This window comes from Enterobacter cloacae complex sp. IR5450 (assembly GCF_049238665.1).
GTDB classification, from domain to species: Bacteria; Pseudomonadota; Gammaproteobacteria; order Enterobacterales; family Enterobacteriaceae; genus Enterobacter; species Enterobacter hormaechei_C.
Genome location: NZ_JBMKIC010000001.1, coordinates 296,861 through 314,939, shown reverse-complemented (window position 1 = coordinate 314,939; position 18,079 = coordinate 296,861). Strand labels below are relative to the sequence as shown.

The following is an 18,079-nucleotide window of genomic DNA, read 5'->3' as shown; positions in this document are numbered from 1 at the left end:
GGGGAAAACTACTCCGTGCCGCCTTTAAGAAGGCAGCCACCAGCGGTTTACGGTGAGCACGGCGTGGTTTATGTTCATCTCTTTACCGTATCACGTCCGGCGCGAAAAACAAAAGGGCACGTCATGCTGCAATCACTCAACCATCTGACCCTCGCGGTCAGCGACCTGCAAAAAAGCGTCACCTTCTGGCACGAACTGCTGGGGCTAGAGCTGCACGCCCGCTGGAATACCGGGGCCTATCTCACCTACGGCGATCTGTGGGTCTGCCTGTCGTACGACGAGGCGCGCCGGTACGTGCCGCCGCAGGAGAGCGACTACACCCACTACGCGTTTACCGTCACGGAAGAGGATTTTGAACCGTTCTCGCACAGGCTTGAGCAGGCGGGCGTCACCGTCTGGAAGCAGAACAAAAGCGAAGGGGCGTCGTTCTATTTTCTCGACCCGGACGGGCACAAGCTGGAGCTGCACGTGGGCAGCCTCGCCGCGCGTCTGGCGGCGTGTCGCGAGAAGCCCTACGCGGGCATGGTGTTTACCTCAGACGGGGCTTGAGGCGCGCACCTTCAGCCTGCCCGCCAGCGTCACGTGCGTGGCGGCATCTTCCTGATTGCACAGGTACTCCACCGCCAGCCGTCCCAGCTCGCTGTAGGGCAGCTGGATACTGGTCAGCGGCGGGGTGAGCTGCTCGGAAATCTTCTGGTCGTCGTAGCCCGCCAGCAGCATGTCCTGCGGGATGCGCACGCCGTTCATCGCCAGCGCCTGATAGCAGCCAATCGCCAGCCAGTCGCTGGCGCAGAAGATGGCGTCCGGGCGCTCGGCCAGTTCAAGCAGCGAAGCTGTCGCGGTAAAGGACTCGCTGAACTGCCAGTTGGTCTGGCGCACCAGACTGTCATCGCACGCGAGTTCGGCCTGCTGCAGCGCCGCCTGGTAGCCTGCCAGACGCTGGCGGGAGGCTTCCATCCAGCTCTCGCCGGTGATGTGGGCGATGCGCGTGGCCCCGCAGGCGATGAGGTGTTTCGTCACCTGGAAGGCGTTGGCGTAGTCGTCCGGGATAAACGACGGCAGCAGCGGCGAGCCGGGGTCGCGCTGGTTGAGCAGCACCAGCGGGATGCGGGTGCAGTCCTGGAAGGCCGTCATGTCCACCAGCGTGGTGACCGGAGAGGCGAGAATAATCCCGATGCAGTTGCGCTTCTCCAGCTGGCGAATGATGTTCAGCGCCAGCTCGATATCGTCGCCGTAGTCGTAGACGGTGAGCAGGGTCTCGTTGCGCCACGCGGCTTCCCGCGCCTGGCTGATGGCGTCGATAAACGGGTCGAAGCTCTGCATGGAGCTCACCAGCAGGGCGATCTCTTCCTGGTTGCGCGGGGCGTGAACGGCGGGGAGGCGGTCGTAGCCGAGCTCGGTAGCGACGTTGATCACCCGCTGGCGGGTGTCGTCGCTGAGCTTGATGTTGCGGGACTGGTTAAGCACCAGCGATACCGTCGCCTGCGACACCCCTGCCGCTCGCGCAATATCGTTCATCGTCACTTTCGTTTTTCGCTTCATCCGTCCTCTCCCTTTCGCGAATTCGCATCATACCCTAACCGCACGCTTTAGCGCCGTCGATCACGTTTCTCATTCATCGAAGCGCGAACTTTGTGAGGGGCATCGCTTTTCTAAACGCCGTGATTTGCGCATTTATCCTGCAGCTAATATTTATTAGCTAAACATTATCAGTGAGAGGACGCGTAATGAAAGAGCAGTGGAGCAGGGAGCAGGCACAGGCGTGGTATCAGCAAAAAGGCTGGCTGTGCGGGTTTAACTACCTGCCGTCGACGGCGGTGAACTGGACCGATATCTGGCAGGCAGAGACCTTTGATGCCGCTACCATCGAGCGCGAGCTGGGCTGGGCGGCGGAAGCGGGCTACAACACCCTGCGCATCAACCTGCCGTTTATCGTCTGGGAGCACGACCGCGACGGGCTGATGGCGCGCATCGACCGCTTTTTGACGATTGCCGACGGCCACGGCTTCAGCATCATGCTGACCCTGATGGACGACTGCGGCTTCTCCGGCGACGAGCCGTACCTCGGCCCGCAAAAGCCCCCGCTGCCGGGCAAGCACAACAGCCAGGCGGCGGCGAGCCCGGGGCGCGATAAGGTGTGCGATCCGGACTGCTGGCCTCAGATTGAGCGTTATATCCGCGACGTTGTCCGCCAGTTCCGCGACGATAAGCGCGTGCTGCTGTGGGATCTGTATAACGAGCCGGGCAACCGCGGCATTTTCGCGACGGGCACGCAGGAGGTGCAGTACGACGCGAAGCTGGAGACCTGCGCGCACGAGTTGATGAAGCTCGCATTCCAGTGGGTGCGCGAAGAAGACCCAACCCAGCCGCTCACCGTCTGCGCGTGGCGCCTGCCGCCGGAAGAGGAGGGCGAGACGTTCTTCCAGCATCCGCTGGACCAGACCGCGCTGGCGCTCTCGGACGTGGTGAGCTATCACGCCTACACCAATACCGGGCGCATGACGGCGATTATCCAGCAACTTCAGGCGCTGGGCCGCCCAATCTTATGCACCGAATGGCTGGCGCGGCACGTGGGCAGCACCATCGAAGAGCAGCTTCCGCTGATGTACGCGGCGAAGGTCGCGCCGTACCAGTGGGGGCTGGTGCGCGGCAAAACCCAGACGTGGCTGCCGTGGCCGGTGGTGATGAAGGAGTCCACGGACTACTGCCGCCTCTGGTTCCACGACGTGTTCGAGGAGAACGGTATCCCGTTTTCACGCGCTGAAATCGCGCTGATGAAGAAGCTGCGCAAAATCGCCCCGGATCCGCAGGGCTAATAATAACGACCCGGCGCGCTGTCGCCGGGCAACCAGGTACGCACTATGGCAACGACAATGAAAATACCCTCTCGCGAGCTGTGGTCTTATTTTGGCTATGGTTTAGGTCAGTGTTTTAGCTTTGGTTTAGTGGGTTCGTTTATTAACTATTTTTACACCGACGTGCTGGGGATCTCGGCGCTGGCGGCCAGTACCATCTTCCTGATTGCCCGCGCGTGGGACGCGGTTCACGATCCGCTGTTTGCCAGCATTATGGACACCATTAACAGCCGGTTCGGCAAGTTTCGCCACTTTTTGCTGATCGCGCCGCTGCTGATCACCGGCGTCACGCTGCTGTCGTTCTATAAAATCGAAGCGGACATGACCACCAAAATCCTCTACGCCGGGGTGACGTATATCCTGTGGGGGACGCTGTACGCCATCTCCGATATCCCGTTCTGGTCGATGTCGTCGGTGATGACCAACGACTCCGGCCAGCGCACCCGCGCGGTGACGGCGGCGATGCTCGGGGTGAACGCCGGGATTGCCTGCGCCAACATCTTCTTCCCGAAGCTGGCGGCGTTCTTCGCCCAGTACAGCAACGATAAAGGCTACTTTATGGCGGCGCTGGTGATGATGCTGGTGGGCCTGCCGCTGATGCTCAACGGCTTTATGCAGATCAAAGAGCGCGTGCCGCCGAGCCTGGAAAAGGTGACCATCCGCGACACCTTCCACAACCTGCGCCAGAACAAACCGTTGTTTATCGTCCTGCTGTCGTTCTTTTTCTGTGTGTTCCATAACGTGGCGGGCGGTCTTTATATCTACTTCTTTATCAATAATATGGGCGACGGCAGCCTGCAAATGGCGATTGGCGTGATGGGCATTGTGGCGGCGGTGCTGTGCCTGGTCGCCCCGATGCTGACGCGCCGGATGCAGAAGCGGAAGCTGTTTATGATCCTCTGCGGGCTGGACGTGGCGGTGCGCGTGGTGATGTGGTTCACGGGCTATCAGCACACGGCGCTGCTGTTTATCCTGCTCGGCCTGAGCACGCTGTTCGTGATGATGACCAACATCCTCACCTCGTCGATGATTGCCGACACCATCGAGTACGCGGAGTACCACACTAACAAGCGCTGCGCGGCGATCACTTTCTCTGGGCAGACCTTTACCGGCAAGATGTCGGTGGCGGTGGGCGGCGGGTTAATCGGCGTGTTTCTGACGATGATTGGCTACGTGCCGCAGGCGCAGGCCCAGAGCGATAGCGTGCTGGCGGGGCTGTTCTTCGGCATTTGTTTGTTACCGGCGATAGGCTCGCTGATTCGAATGGGCTTTATGTCGCGCTTTACCTTTACCGAGGAGAAGCATGCGGAGGTTTGTCGGCTGCTGGCGGAGCGGAATGCGTCTGCGAAAGCGCCGGGTGGCGGCTGCGCCTTACCCGGCCTACAGGACCAGCCCTTGTAGGCCTGATAAGCGAAGCGCCATCAGGCTTCGCGTAATGACTTACAGCGACTTCACAAACGCCAGCAGATCTTCGTTGAGCTGATCCTGGTGGGTCAGCGCGAAGCCGTGCGGCGCGTTGTCGTACACCTTCAGCGTGGCGTTTTTGATCATCTCTGCCGCCAGCTTGCCGGTCGTTTCAAACGGCACGATCTGGTCGTTGCTGCCGTGGATCACCAGCGTCGGCACGTCGATTTTCGCCATATCCGGACGGAAGTCGGTTTCGGCGAAGGCGGTCACGCAATCGATGGTGCCCTTCAGGGACGCCAACAGGGCGATGTTCAGCGTCTGGGTCAGCGCGCCGGCAGAGACGGTCTGCCCGGCATTGATACCGTAGAACGGGGTGGCGAAGTCGCTGATGAACTGGGCGCGATCTTTACGCAGCCCGTCGCGAATGCCGTCGAACACGCTCTGATCCACACCCTGCGGGAAGGTATCCGATTTGCCGAAGATCGGCGTCACCGCGCCCAGCAGCGCAAGACCGGCCACGCGCGCGCTGCCGTAGTTGTTGATGTAGCGCGTCACGTCGCCGCCGCCCATGGAGAAGCCCACCAGCGTCACCTCATGAAGGTCCAGGGTGGTAATCAGGTCGTTGATGTCGGACGCAAAGGTGTCGTAGTCGTAGCCGTTCCACGGCTGATCCGAGCGGCCAAAGCCGCGACGGTCAAAGGCGATGGCGCGAAAGCCGCGCTCGGCCAGGTAGTTCAGCTGGCTGTCCCACATGTCGCCGTCCAGCGGCCAGCCGTGGCTGAAGAGAACCGGTTTGCCCGCGCCGCCGTCCTTGTAGTAAATCTGCGTGCCGTCTTTTGCCTTAAACGTTGCCATAGTGTGTTCCTGTACAGGTGATGGTTAGGGTTATACCGGCGCGACCAGATAACGAATTGCCGGTGATGTTGTGCCCTGATGAAAAGCCAGAACGCGGCTCTGCAGCAGGAGGTCATTCATGGTGTGGCGCTCCTGCTGGCGCAGATGCTCAATCCAGGAGCCCATCAGGAAGGTCTCGATAAACAGGCCGGGGCGCTCAATATCTTCGTATACCGCCCAGCTCATCGCCCCGGCGCGGCGGCGCACCCGGCGCAGCTCGTGTACCGCCTCCAGGAAGGCTTTTGCGTTGTGCGGGTCGATGATGTACTCGTGCGAGACCAGCACCGGGCCGCGCTCGTTCGGCAGGTCGATCTCCACGCCGTCCAGCGGCTGGCCGCTCAGGTCGAGGTTTAAATCAGGATCTTTCTCCAGCTTCCAGCGGAACACGGTGGCGCTTGCCAGCACCATCCCCAGCGTGGCGACCACCAGCGAGGTCGGGGTGCCGAACTGAGAGGCAATCTGCCCCCAGATGGCGCTGCCTGCGGTCATCGAGCCGAAGAACACCGTCAGGTACACCGCCAGTGCGCGGGCCTTAACCCAGCGGGCGGCGCTGCGCTGCGCGCCGAGGTTCAGCGTCGAGAGCACCGCAATCCACGCGAAGCCGGTGAAGAACTCAAACAGGTTGAGCAGCCAGACGTGGCGCACGAACGCCAGCGCCAGCATGGTGAGGGCAAAGGTCAGGCTCGCGGCCACCATCAGGCGGTCGGCGTTCAGCCGCTGGCGCAGGCGCGGCAGCAGGATGGCCCCGGCAATGGCGCCAAGGCCGATACACGCCAGCATCACGCCGTAGCCCGCCGGGCCCAGGCCCAGCTCGCGGCGCGCCACCAGCGGCAGCAGTGCCCAGCCCGCGCTGCCGAAAACGAAGAACGCCACGGTGCGCACCAGCACGTTGCGCAGCACCGGGGCGGCGTGCACGTAGCGAATGCCGGAGCGCACCGCGGAGAAGAAGTGCTCTGGTGGCAAACGCTGCACGGACGGCGCCGGACGCCAGCGCCACAGCACCCACGCCACGCCGACCACGGAGAGCGCGTTCAGGGCAAACACCATCCACGGTCCGGCAAGCGACAGCAGAAAACCGCCCAGCGCGGGGCCAATCGCCCGGCTGATATTGACCCCGAGCGAGTTAAGCGCCACGGCGGCACCCAGTTCCGGCTTGCTCACCAGATCGGGCACCACGGCCTGGAACGGCGGCGAGCTCATCGCCGCGCCCACGCTCAGCAGAAACGTCGCCACCAGCAGAACGGTAGGGGTGACGTGTCCGGTGAAGGAGAGCAGCGTCAGCCCGGCGGCGGCGATGAACACCCACAGCTGGGAGAAGAGCAGGTATTTACGTCGGTCAACGATGTCCGCCATCACCCCGGACGGCAGGGCGAAGAGGAACATCGGCAGGCTGCTCGCCGCCTGCACCAGCGCGATATCCAGCGGATCGGCGCTGAGCGTCAGCATGCTCCAGTTGATACCGACGTCGCTCATCCATGAGCCGACGTTAGAGACCACCGTGGCGATCCACAGCATGCGGAACACCGGCTGGCTCAGCGGCTGCCAGGGTGAAACCGCCGGGGCGGGCGTCGTCTCGACGTGTGCGTCGCGAACGTCGTTTACCTGGGTCATGCGAACCTCTCCGTTGTTTTACGCTGCACTCGCCACTGGCCCGGCCCGGTGAGGGCAAGGGTGGTGAAGATAATCAGCAGCAGCCAGCCAAACTGCCCTTCGGCAATCGACCAGTTCGGATGAACCGCCAGCATCGCCACCAGCAGCACGGCGATAATCGGCAGGCACGCCAGGCGGGTGTAAACCCCCGCAATGATAAACAGCGGGCAGATCACCTCGGCGACGATCGCCGGGATCAGACTGGCATACGGCCCGAAACCAAACGGATCTTCGATGCGCGTCAGCTCTTCGCTGAAGTGCAGCACCTTCGGCAGGCCGTGCACGTAAAGCAGCAGCAGGCTGCCGGTCAGGCGCAGAAAGAACAGCCCCGGATCGATCCGGGACGAAGCGTCATTTTGTTTCATCAGAATGCAAAGCAGCTGCAACCCAGCGCCCCCCAGAAAGCGTTATCGTCGGATACCGGCATCGCTGACGTGCGGGCAAAGTCATGCTGGTGGCTGTGAACCCCGCACGGGCCGCTACAGTGGTGAACCACACTCATACCCACGCGTGCGGCCTGCGGCGGCGCGCTGCGGTAGTGGCCCGGCACCTTCACCACCGGGGACCACTCGGGCAGAACCGGGATGGCCGGCGGCGCGAGCGGGCCAAAGCTGCCAGCGGCGTAGACGATATCGCCGTTCACCACGGTGAGGACGGACTCGATGCCCTTGATCTCCTCCTCCGGCACGCGGAAGTAATCTTTGCTGAGCACCGCCAGGTCGGCGAGCTGGCCGACCTTGATCTGCCCCTTCTGATTCTGCTCGCTGGAGAACCACGCGCTGCCCTGGGTCCAGAGCATCAGGGCGGTATCGCGATCCAGGCGGGCGCTGTGATCGTACATCTGCATCCCGCCGACGGTGCGGCCGGAGACCAGCCAGTAGAGCGCGGTCCACGGATTGTAACTCGCCACGCGGGTGGCATCGGTGCCTAATCCCACCGGCACGCCGGTCTCGAGCATTTTTGCCACCGGCGGCGTGTGGCGGGTGGCTTCGATGCCGTAGCGCTCGGCAAAATACTCGCCCTGGAAGGCCATGCGGTGCTGGACGGCAATGCCGCCGCCCAGTTCTTTGATGCGGTCGATGTTGGCCTGGGTAACGGTTTCCGCATGGTCGAAGAACCAGTGCAGGCCGTTGAACGGAATGTCGCGGTTCACCTTCTCGAACACGTCCAGCATGCGGCTGATGGATTCGTTATAGGTGGCGTGCAGGCGGAACGGCCAGCGGTGCTCCACCAGATGGCGTACCACGCGCTCCAGCTCGTCCTCCATGCCCGGCGCGAGGTCCGGGCGCGGCTCGAGGAAGTCTTCAAAATCGGCGGCGGAGAAGACCAGCATCTCGCCCGCGCCGTTGTGGCGGAAGAAATCGCTGCCCTGGCCCGGCGTGAGCATGTCGGTCCATTTTTCAAAGTCTTCCAGCTCGTGGCCCGGACGCTGGGTAAAGAGGTTGTAGGCGATGCGGATGGTCATCTGCTTTTTCTCGTGCAGCTCGGCGATCACCTCGTAATCTTCCGGGTAGTTCTGGAAGCCGCCGCCCGCGTCGATGGCGCTGGTCAGCCCCAGACGGTTCAGCTCACGCATGAACTGGCGGGTGGAGTTCACCTGCTGCTCCAGCGGCAGCTTCGGCCCTTTGGCCAGCGTGGCGTAGAGGATCATGGCGTTCGGACGGGCAATCAGCATCCCGGTCGGGTTGCCGTTGGCGTCGCGCTGGATCTCGCCGCCCGGCGGGTTGGGCGTGTCTTTGGTGTAGCCGACTACCTTCAGCGCGGCGCGGTTGAGCAGAGCGCGGTCGTACAGGTGCAGAATGAAGACCGGGGTGTCCGGCGCGGCGTCGTTAATCTCATCCAGCGTCGGCATGCGGCGCTCGGCAAACTGGAACTCGCTCCAGCCGCCCACCACGCGCACCCACTGGGGCGACGGCGTGCGCAGGGCCTGCTCTTTCAGCATCCGCAGGGCGTCGGCGAGCGACGGCACGCCTTCCCAGCGCAGCTCAAGGTTGTAGTTCAGCCCGCCGCGGATCAGGTGCAGGTGCGAGTCGTTCAGGCCGGGGATGGCGGTATGGCCTTTCAGATCGACCACTTTGGTGCCGTCGCCGTGGTGCTGCATCACCTCGGCGACGGTACCCACTTCCAGAAATTTTCCGTCGCGCACGGCAACGGCTTCTGCGAGAGGATTCTCGCGATCGACGGTGTGAAACTGGCCGTTAACCAGAATGAGATCGGCTTTACCGAGGGTAACCATAAGAGCTCCAGACTAAGAGGGGAATGGTCAGGATTATGGGAACCGGTTTCGGCAAAGATCCAGTTATACAATAGGATAGGTATACCAAAGTATAACTATACCTAAGGTTAACTATACGAAGAGATAATTACACCACAGCGCTGTGGGTCATAGGATGAACGCGATTTTATCGGCGTGCTGTTCGCGGCGATTTTAACCTTTAACCTCACTGGATAATCTTATGACCACTTCTAAGCTCGAAGTCTTAACCCCTGCCAACTGTCAGATCATTTTCATCGACCACCAGCCGCAGATGGCGTTCGGCGTGCAGTCTATTGACCGCCAGGTGCTGAAAAACAACACCGTGGCGCTGGCGAAAGCGGCTAAGGTGTTCAACATCCCGACCATCATCACCACCGTTGAGACCGAAAGCTTCTCCGGCAACACCTATCCGGAGCTGCTGGACGTGTTCCCGGGCCAGGACATTCTGGAGCGTACCTCCATGAACTCCTGGGACGACCAGAAAGTGCGTGACGCGCTGAAGGCCAACGGCAAGAAGAAAGTGGTTGTCGCCGGTCTGTGGACCGAAGTGTGCAACAACAGCTTTGCCCTGTGCGCGATGCTGGAAGGCGACTACGAAATTTATATGGTGGCAGACGCCTCCGGCGGCACCTCCAAAGAAGCCCACGACTTCGCGATGCAGCGCATGATCCAGGCGGGCGTGATCCCGGTGACCTGGCAGCAGGTGATGCTGGAGTGGCAGCGTGACTGGGCGCGCAAAGAGACCTACACCGCGGTGATGGATATCGTGCGCGAGCACTCCGGCGCCTACGGCATGGGCGTGGATTACGCCTACACCATGGTGCACAAAGCGCCGTCTCGCCAGAAGAGCGAGCACCGCACCTTAGCGCCGGTTCCGGCTCGCTAAGTCCCGTCGGCGGGCTGGTCCCTCATCCGGCTCGCCGCTGCCTCTTTCTCTGGAGTTCACAATGAGTACTGGGCTGATATCCCTTGCGGCAGGCGTATTGATTGGCCTGATGTATGCCGTGCTGAAGGTGCGCTCCCCCGCGCCGCCCGCGCTGGCGCTGATTGGCCTGCTGGGGATGCTGGCGGGTGAACAGGCGATGCGCCATCTTTTACCCCGCGATAATCCCGCGGGCGTGCAGGTGACGGTTCCCCACGTTCAGCACCTGACCGGAGCGTCCTCATGAAGGCCTGGATTATTTCGCTGGTGTGCGGGGTCGCGGCTGGGGTACTTTACGCCCTGCTCGACGTGCATTCCCCGGCGCCGCCGGTCGTCGCGCTGCTAGGCCTGTTCGGCATGCTGGTGGGTGAACAGCTGATCCCCATCGGACGGCGTCTGGTGAGCCGCGAACCGCTGACCCTGGCCTGGTTTCGTCATGAATGCGTACCGAAAATCAGCGGTACTGCGCCCCCCGCGCCCGCGAAGGAAAGCCGCGACGCGTAACGATTTGTTTGAGGAAAGACAGCATGACGCTGCCGTGGCGCATTGCCATCATCGATGACGAACGCTCTGTTCGCAGCGGGCTCAGTAATCTGCTGCAATCGGAAGGGTATGCTACCGATACCTTCGATTCGGCAGAGGTGTTCTTGAGCCACCCTCTCGCCCTGTCAGGCGCGTCGCTGGTGATCGCCGACATCAAGCTACGCGGCATGAACGGCATCGAGCTGTTTGAGAAGCTGCGGTTGCTGGCCGCGCCGCCGCCGCCAATACTGTTTATCTCCGGCCATGCTGATGAAAATATGCAGCGGTATGCACTCAGTCTGGGCGCCGCTGCATTTTTGCGTAAGCCGATTAACATCGATATTCTGCTGGATCATATTCAGCGGGAGCTGACCCGCCGACAATAAGGATCGCGGATGAACGAACATACGTCGCCTGCATTTTGGCCCGCCCGGGGAAGTCTCCATGAAGGGCGGGCTTTTGTTCTGAAAGAGGATGTCATTTTTACCGTGCTGGCGCAGGAGGGCGGCATCTCCTGGATGAACGGGCGGCATCCCCAGTCCGGCGGTTCGTTTATTATTGCCACCGCGGTCAGCGATGAAGAAGAGGAGCGGGCAACGCGGCTGCTGAAAAACGAGTTTGCCCTGCGCGATCGCCTTCATGACGGCTGGGCTATCCGGCCCGTCGCTTCAACCCAGTACCGCGGACGTTTTGCGCTGGTCTACGCGCCGTTCTGCTTTGAACTGCTGGCGTGCCGGGCAGGTAAGGCGATTTCCGGGATCGCCCGCTTTATCGAGATGGCGATCCGCATCTGCGGTCCCCTGCGCCAGATGCAATAGCACAACCTGATCCACGGCGATATCAAACCCGGGTCGATCTTCGTTCATCACGATGCCACCTGCCGTCTGTGCAGCTTCGGTCTTTCCTGCGGCACCTCCGACGCCTTCTCCCAGTCCCGGCTTGCCGCGTCTGGCGGCACGCCCGCCTACATGTCACCGGAACACACCACGCGTACCCGGCGCGCCGTTGACAGCCGGAGCGATCTCTACAGTCTGGGGATCGTGCTTTATGAACTTCTGACCGGGCGATTGCCGTTTGAACTGAGCGCTGATGACCAGACCAACTGGGCGCATTATCACATTGCCTCTGAACCGCTTGCGCCGGGTCGGGTGCGCCCGGACGTACCCGGCATGTTGTCGACCATTATCCTTAAGCTGCTGGAGAAGAATCCGGAGAATCGCTATCAGACCGTCGACGGGCTGATTGCCGACCTCAGGCGCTGCCAGGCGACGCTGACCGTTGAAGGCGAAATTGTCGACTTTATTCCCGGCCAGCAGGATCGCTCTCCGGCGATCCATCTGGCCGATTCGCTTTTCTCTGCGCATCCGCAGGCCAGCGACGTCATCGCCGCGTTTGAGCGGGTCAGCCAGAGCGGTGCGCCGGAACTGGTGACGATTGGGGGGCCTTCGGGGATCGGCAAATCTTCCGTGATCGCCACCACGCTGAAATCGCTGCAACAGCGCAAGGTGCTGCTGGCGGTGGGCAAGGTCGATCAATATTCTCCCACGCTGCCCTACGGCGTGCTGAGTTCGGCGTTTCGGACGCTCACGCTGCACCTGCTCGGGCTGCCAGCCGGGGAGGTGGCGACGTGGAAAATCCGTCTGTCGCGCGCGCTGGAAGGCTTCGAGGAGCTGGCCGTCAGCCTGGTGCCGGAGCTGAATTTACTCCTTGAGAACAAACCGCGTTTCTCCGCGGATACCTTTTCCATCGACGCGCGGGCGCGCTTCAGCCATATGGTGCTGGCGCTGGTGAAAACCTTCGCCACCCAGGGCGCGCCGCTGGTGCTGCTGCTGGATGATGTGCAGTGGATCGACGCCGCCAGCCTGCAAACGCTCGATCACCTGCTGCGCGCCTGCGGCGCCATCCCGCTGCTGGTGGTGGTGGCGCACCGCGATCTCAGTTCGCTTTCTGATCCCACCTTGCAGACCGCGCTGGCGAGCCTGCCGGAGGCGGCGCAATACGCCACGACGATTGTGCCGCAGCCGCTGTCGGTGAAGGCCGTGGCGCGCTGGCTCGGGGGGATTTTTCATGCCCGCAGTACGGGCACCGCCGATCTTGCCACGCTGATCCATGAAAAAACCGGCGGCAACCCGCTGTTCGTGCAGGAGTTTTTCCGTCGCATCGTCGATGACGGACTGGTGGTGCACAACAAATATCAGGGGAAATGGCATTACGATCTCCAGGCCATCCGCGCCCGGCACTACACCGAAAACGTGGTGACGCTGGTACTTGAACAGCTCAAGGAGATGCCCGTCGAGACGCGCCGCCTGCTGGGCTGCATCGCCTGCCTCGGCTGCACGGGCGAGCTGGAGATGCTGTGCCGCGTGGTGGGGCGGTCGGCGGCGGAAATCCGCTACGCGCTTCACCCGGCGGTTACTGCTCAGCTGATTGTGCTGACGGAGAAAGAGTACGCTTTTACTCACGATCGGGTGCAGGAAGCCGCCTTTGCCCTGCTGGATGAGGGCGAGAAAAGCCATCTGCACCTGACCACCGCCAGCCTGCTGGCGGATGCCGCACGGCAGACGGCGGGCAACGAACTGCTGTTCCGCGCGGTTCACCACGTCAGCGCCGTGCTGGACTGCATCCAGCCTGCACCCCAGCGGCAGCGATTCCGGGAGCTGAGCCTTCAGGCCGCGCGGCGTGCGAAGCGTACCGGCGATTACCTTTCCGCCTTAAGCTATATCCAGACCGCCAGAGCGCTGGGGAATGCGGGCCCGGTCTCGGACTTTATGCTGGATATCGAAGAGGCGGGCTGTGAGTTTGCGCTCGGGCACCTGGAGCGTACGCGTGCGCTGTGCGATGCGATCCTCGGTTCACCGGGCGGGCTGACGGAGAAAGCGCTGGCCGCCAACCTGCTGGCGGAAGTGTATATGCGCCAGTCGGAGATCCGACTGGCGCTGGAGGCGTCGTTATGCTGGCTGGGCGTGTTCGGGATCCAGATCAGCCGCTACCCGGAAAATGCCGAATGTGACGAGGCCTGGCAGCAGTTCTGTCAACGCACCGCCGACGCGCCGCTGAACCCGTTTTCTCAGCTTAAGCTGATGGAGAACGCAGAGACCGAAGCGGTGATGAACCTGCTTTACAGCGCCAGTATTTTCGCCAGCTTTACCTGCCCGCGCCTGCACTTTTTACTCCTGTGCCGGATGATGCACCTCACGCTCGATCACGGCATCACCGGCGCCTCCACCACGGCGATGGCCTGGTTTGGCGTGCTGATTGGTCACCGCTACGCCGAATACCGTCTCGGATTTGAGTACGGCACGCTGGCTCGTGAGCTGGTGAACCGCCACGGCTATGATGCCTATGAAGCCAAAACTCTGTTGCCGCTCGACCAGCTCAGCGTCTGGACCCAGCCGCTGTCGTACACTATCGAGTGCGCAAAGGCCTGCTTTACCTCGGCGGTGACCCACGGCGACATGACGATGGCCTGTTTCGCGGCCTGTCATCAGATCATTAACTTCCTCTCCCGGGGCGATCATCTGGATGGCGTGCTGACCAGCATCGATCGCGGTCTGGCCTTTGTACGCAAAACGGATTATCAGGACATTGAAACCGTTCTGCACATTCAGCGCCGCTACGTGGAGTTTTTACGCACGCCGGTGACGGGCCCATGGAGCGCCGCCCAGGCGCTGCCTGACGATCTGCTGCCCGCGCCGCCGGAGCAGGCGCCCGAGCAGACCTCGACTATGCTGTTCTGGTACTGGCTCTATCGCGGGATGGCGCACTTTTCCTGCGGCGAATACGCCGACGCACAGGCGGATTTAGAGAGGGCGGGCTGGTATGCGTGGTCCGCGCCGGGTCATATTCATCTGCTGGATTACCATTTTTACAGCGCGCTGGCGCTCTCCCGCCAGCTCACGCCGGAGACCTTCTCGGCGGATTATCGCCGCAGTATTCATCACCATTACGACAAAATTGCCCTCTGGGCGCGGATCAATTCGGGCACGTTTGCCGATAAAGAAGCGCTGATTTACGCCGAAATCGTCCGTCTGGACGGTATGAACAGCATCGCGCTGGAGCAGTATGAAAAAGCGGTGCGGCTCTCGCGGGAGGGCGGCTTTAACCCGATCAATGCCCTGGCGCACGAGCTGGCAGGGCGTTTCTCGCTGGCCTGCGGCTACCCGACCGCCTCCGACGCCCATTTCCGCGGCGCGATTGCTGCCTGGGGGCGCGCCGGGGCGCAGGCCAAGGTGCGCCAGCTGGAGCAGGATTTCCCGCATCTGCTGGCCTCCGGGCAGAGCCGCGCGTATGACACGGCGGCCTTCGCCCAGAACGAGGTGATCCGCGATTTACAGAGCGTCATCAAAGCCTCACGCGCCTTGTCCGAAGAAATTAACCTCGAGCGTTTAATTGAAAACCTGATGACGCTGCTGCTTGAACGGGCCGGGGCGCAGCGTGGCCTGCTGCTGCGCGTTAGCGATAATCACATCCCGGAGATCGAGGCCAGTGCCTGGACCAGTACCGACGGGGTGCGGGTGCGCATCCTGAAGGCGTCACCGATGGCGACGGACATGCCGCTGTCGGTGCTGGCCGCAGTGATCCGCACCGGGCAGGAGATCCGCACCGGCAAACCGGAGGAGTTCCACCCGTTCAGCCAGGATCCGTATCTGGTGACGTCCGGCGCCGCCGTGATGTGTGTCCCGATGTTCAAACAGGCGCGGCTGGTGGGGGTGCTGTATCTGGAAAACCGCCTGATGCCGGAAGTGTTTACCGCCGAACATTCGCGCGTGGTCAGCCTGCTGGGCGCGCAGGCGGCGGTTTCGCTGGAGACTGCGCGGCTTTACGCCGAGCTACTGGCGGAAAACATCCAGCGCCGACGGGTGGAGAAAGAGCTGCGCGCCAGCCAGACCTCACTGATGCTGGGCGAGCAGATCAGCCATACCGGCAGCTGGCGCTGGGAGCTGGTGCAGGATCTGATGTTTATGTCTGAAGAGTACGCCCGTATCCTTGGCCTGCCGGAGCAGCAAAAGATGATCTCAATGGCGGAGTTTTTAACCTTCGTGCATGAGGACGATTATGGCCGGATCAGCACCCTCGTTAACCAGAGCGTGCGCGACGGGCTGTCGATGCGCGCGGAGTTTCGCATTATCCGCACCGACGGCTCCGTTCGCTACATCCTCGGGATTGGCGATCCGGTCGGCGTCGGCTGCGAAGTGAATGAGTATTACGGCATCATTACCGACATCACCAGCCAGCGGGCGGCGGAAGATGCGATGCGGGTGGCGCAGGCGGATCTGGCGCGAGTCTCACGGGCCACCACCGTCGGGCAACTGACCTCCTCGATCGCGCACGAGATCAACCAGCCGCTGATGTCGATTGTCTCGAACGCCGGCGCGAGCCTGCGCTGGCTCAACCGCAATCCGGCGCGGCTGGACAAAGTGCGCGAGGGGCTGGAGGAGATCGCCGCCGAGGGCGAGCGGGCAGGGGAGATCATTCGCAGCATTCAGTCTCTGACGCGCAAGCAGGACCCCACGTTTACGCGTATTGATCTGCACTTCCTGATCCACCACATCATTATGCTTTCACGCAGCGAACTTGAGCTGCGACACATAAGCGTTGATTATCTTCTGAACGCTGACGACAGCTTTATCATCGGCGACAGCGTGCAGATCCAGCAGGTGCTGCTTAACCTGGTGATGAATGCGATGGAAGCGATGGCGGAAGTGACGGATCGCCCGTGCAGCATCACGATCTCCACCGCGAACTGCGGCGAGGGGAAGGTGATCTTTGAGATCGCCGATACCGGCAGCGGCATTGAGCCGGAGCTCACCGAGCGGATCTTTGACTCGTTCTATTCGACCAAAGCGCAGGGAATGGGGATGGGGCTGACCATCAGCGCCAGCATCATTGAACGGCACCGGGGGAAACTGAGCGCGCGCCGCAGAGAGCCGTACGGCACGGTATTTACCTTCGCGTTGCCGCTTGCCGGACAGGAGGAGTAACGGTTATTCCACTGGTTGATGTTTGGTCAGGCGCTCGACGGCCCTGACCAGTTCGGCCACGGAGCGGACCTGCATTTTCTCCATTACCCGGCGGCGGTGCACTTTCACCGTGATCTCACTGACGCCCAGCTCGGCGGCGATCTGCTTGTTGAGCTTGCCGCTGATGGCCAGCTCAAGCACCTCATGCTCGCGCGGCGTGAGGGACATGTGGCGCTGCTTCAGGGCGTAGTGCTCTTTGACGCGGGCGGCGTTGTGCTGTGCCAGTCTGAGCGCGGATTCGATGGAGCCGATGAGCGCGCTGGATTCAACGGGCTTAGTGAGAAATTCGTAGGCTCCGCCTTTGATCGCCCGGACGGACATAGGGATGGTGCCGTGACCGGTGAGAAAGATGATCGGTATTTCCCGCCCGCTGGCTTTCAGCGCATCTGCGACATCAAATCCGGTTATCGTGGGCATCTGCATATCGAGGATCACGCAGGAGGGCAGATCCTCAAAGGGATGGCTGAGAAAGGCTTCTGCTGAGGAAAAGCCAAGGGCGTGCATATCCGCGGATTCCAGCAGCCTGACAACGGACTGTCTGACTGTGTCATCGTCATCAACCACATAAACAATGTGTTCCATTCACCGCCCCGGTGTGTGATCAGTAAATCATCGACAATAAAATAGCGCCTTTTTGAACGTAAGCGACTGTTTGCTATCCTCATTCATACTAACACATTAATTATTATTATCATTTACCAATATGAAGATGATATGAAATTGTAATAAAAATGTGGCGAATTAGTTAGGAGTGGAGCGCTGTTTTTAGAGACCTTTCCGGGGGCGGAGCCAGCGCACGACATGCGATGTTTTGTGTGAGGACGCCGACGGGTAAAACAGGCTACACTCTGATTTTGAGCGCGACAAGCTGAGGACATAACGATGCACTACACACTGAAAAGCAGTGACGATAAAGAAAAAGCGGAAGGAACAAACGGCGCGGGCGCTCTACAGCAAAAACTGCTGGAATCCCGTTCGATTGTCATCTCCGGTGAAATCAACCAGGAGCTGGCCCAGAAAGTCATCACTCAGATGATCCTGCTGCAAAGCGTCAGTAACGATCCGATCAAGCTGTACATCAACAGCCAGGGCGGCCATGTAGAAGCGGGCGATACCATCCACGACTTCATTAAGTTTATCCGTCCGGAAGTACACGTTATTGGCACCGGCTGGGTGGCAAGCGCCGGGATCACCATCTTCCTGGCGGCGAAAAAAGAGCACCGCTACTCGCTGCCAAATACCCGCTTTATGATCCACCAGCCGCTGGGCGGCGTGCGCGGTCAGGCAACGGATATTGAGATCGAAGCGCGGGAGATCATCCGCATGCTGGAACGCGTGAACAAGCTGATTGCCGACGCCACCGGCCAGCCCCTGGAGAAAGTGAAGAAAGACACCGACCGTAACTTCTGGATGTCACCGGCGGAAGCGCTGGACTACGGCATCGTGGGCAAACTGATCACCCATTATGACGAGCTGAACCTGGATTAAGTTTTAGCCCGCGTGTGCGTCGGGTGACGGCTTCGCCTTACCCGACCTACACGCGCTCGATTGA

14 protein-coding genes and 1 pseudogene are annotated in these 18,079 nt (G+C 61.4%); 9 read left to right on the top strand and 6 right to left on the bottom strand.

The annotated features are described in order from the left end of the window. Window positions 1-123: 123 nt before the first annotated feature. A complete protein-coding gene (gene fosA, locus ACOTYB_RS01455) occupies window positions 124-549 on the top strand; it encodes a FosA/FosA2 family fosfomycin resistance glutathione transferase (protein WP_063978758.1) in 426 nt (141 codons plus the stop codon). Here fosA and ACOTYB_RS01450 read toward each other — a convergent pair. Next, the gene (locus ACOTYB_RS01450) at window positions 535-1,542 is read right to left on the bottom strand and encodes a LacI family DNA-binding transcriptional regulator (protein WP_032661397.1); all 1,008 of its coding nucleotides are present in this window, start codon (window positions 1,540-1,542) and stop codon (window positions 535-537) included. The two genes, fosA and ACOTYB_RS01450, sit on opposite strands and share 15 nt — an antisense overlap. A 185-nt stretch (window positions 1,543-1,727) precedes the next feature. Here ACOTYB_RS01450 and ACOTYB_RS01445 point away from each other — a divergent pair, with 185 nt between their 5' ends. Then, entirely contained in the window at window positions 1,728-2,816 is a 1,089-nt protein-coding gene (locus ACOTYB_RS01445; protein WP_045342546.1) for a cellulase family glycosylhydrolase, read from the top strand. A 45-nt stretch (window positions 2,817-2,861) separates the two neighbouring features. Next, window positions 2,862-4,256, top strand: coding sequence for an MFS transporter (locus tag ACOTYB_RS01440; RefSeq protein WP_045342547.1), 1,395 nt, complete (start codon window positions 2,862-2,864; stop codon window positions 4,254-4,256). Between the two features lie 39 nt (window positions 4,257-4,295). Here ACOTYB_RS01440 and ACOTYB_RS01435 read toward each other — a convergent pair whose 3' ends face one another. The 4 genes from ACOTYB_RS01435 to ACOTYB_RS01420 are packed head-to-tail and all read right to left on the bottom strand — an operon-like array spanning window position 4,296 to window position 9,042. After that, on the bottom strand, window positions 4,296-5,117 hold the full coding sequence (locus ACOTYB_RS01435; RefSeq protein ID WP_045342548.1) for an alpha/beta fold hydrolase: 822 nt from the start codon (window positions 5,115-5,117) through the stop codon (window positions 4,296-4,298). A gap of 30 nt (window positions 5,118-5,147) precedes the next feature. Further along, complete coding sequence (locus ACOTYB_RS01430; protein ID WP_045342549.1) at window positions 5,148-6,767, bottom strand: MFS transporter; 1,620 nt, start codon at window positions 6,765-6,767, stop codon at window positions 5,148-5,150. Next, window positions 6,764-7,171 carry a DoxX family protein gene (locus tag ACOTYB_RS01425; RefSeq protein ID WP_023324096.1) on the bottom strand — a complete coding sequence of 136 codons (408 nt, stop codon included), beginning with the start codon at window positions 7,169-7,171 and terminating at the stop codon, window positions 6,764-6,766. The genes ACOTYB_RS01430 and ACOTYB_RS01425 overlap by 4 nt, the downstream gene beginning before the upstream one ends. Continuing rightward, window positions 7,171-9,042 (bottom strand): amidohydrolase, encoded by a 1,872-nt coding sequence (locus ACOTYB_RS01420; protein ID WP_045342551.1) that lies wholly within the window; start codon window positions 9,040-9,042, stop codon window positions 7,171-7,173. The genes ACOTYB_RS01425 and ACOTYB_RS01420 overlap by 1 nt, the downstream gene beginning before the upstream one ends. A gap of 220 nt (window positions 9,043-9,262) precedes the next feature. Between ACOTYB_RS01420 and ACOTYB_RS01415 the strand changes: the two genes are divergently transcribed. From ACOTYB_RS01415 to ACOTYB_RS01395, 5 genes and pseudogenes are all read left to right on the top strand, one after another. Next, a complete protein-coding gene (locus tag ACOTYB_RS01415; protein WP_003863053.1) occupies window positions 9,263-9,949 on the top strand; it encodes a hydrolase in 687 nt (228 codons plus the stop codon). Window positions 9,950-10,010: 61 nt separating this feature from the next. Further along, on the top strand, window positions 10,011-10,232 hold the full coding sequence (locus ACOTYB_RS01410) for a DUF1427 family protein (RefSeq protein WP_045894245.1): 222 nt from the start codon (window positions 10,011-10,013) through the stop codon (window positions 10,230-10,232). After that, on the top strand, window positions 10,229-10,489 hold the full coding sequence (locus tag ACOTYB_RS01405; RefSeq protein ID WP_003863056.1) for a XapX domain-containing protein: 261 nt from the start codon (window positions 10,229-10,231) through the stop codon (window positions 10,487-10,489). Before ACOTYB_RS01410 ends, ACOTYB_RS01405 begins: the two co-directional genes overlap by 4 nt. 23 nt (window positions 10,490-10,512) lie before the next feature. Beyond that, on the top strand, window positions 10,513-10,893 hold the full coding sequence (locus ACOTYB_RS01400; RefSeq protein WP_045894247.1) for a response regulator transcription factor: 381 nt from the start codon (window positions 10,513-10,515) through the stop codon (window positions 10,891-10,893). Window positions 10,894-10,902: 9 nt separating this feature from the next. Continuing rightward, window positions 10,903-16,488, top strand: a pseudogene (locus ACOTYB_RS01395) (trifunctional serine/threonine-protein kinase/ATP-binding protein/sensor histidine kinase). 3 nt (window positions 16,489-16,491) lie between these two features. On the opposite strand, the gene ACOTYB_RS01390 reads toward ACOTYB_RS01395, so the two are convergent. Next, window positions 16,492-17,109, bottom strand: coding sequence for a response regulator transcription factor (locus ACOTYB_RS01390; protein WP_003863061.1), 618 nt, complete (start codon window positions 17,107-17,109; stop codon window positions 16,492-16,494). A 300-nt stretch (window positions 17,110-17,409) separates the two neighbouring features. Here ACOTYB_RS01390 and ACOTYB_RS01385 point away from each other — a divergent pair, with 300 nt between their 5' ends. Continuing rightward, window positions 17,410-18,015 carry an ATP-dependent Clp protease proteolytic subunit gene (locus ACOTYB_RS01385; RefSeq protein ID WP_003863062.1) on the top strand — a complete coding sequence of 202 codons (606 nt, stop codon included), beginning with the start codon at window positions 17,410-17,412 and terminating at the stop codon, window positions 18,013-18,015. The last annotated feature ends 64 nt before the right edge of the window (window positions 18,016-18,079 follow it).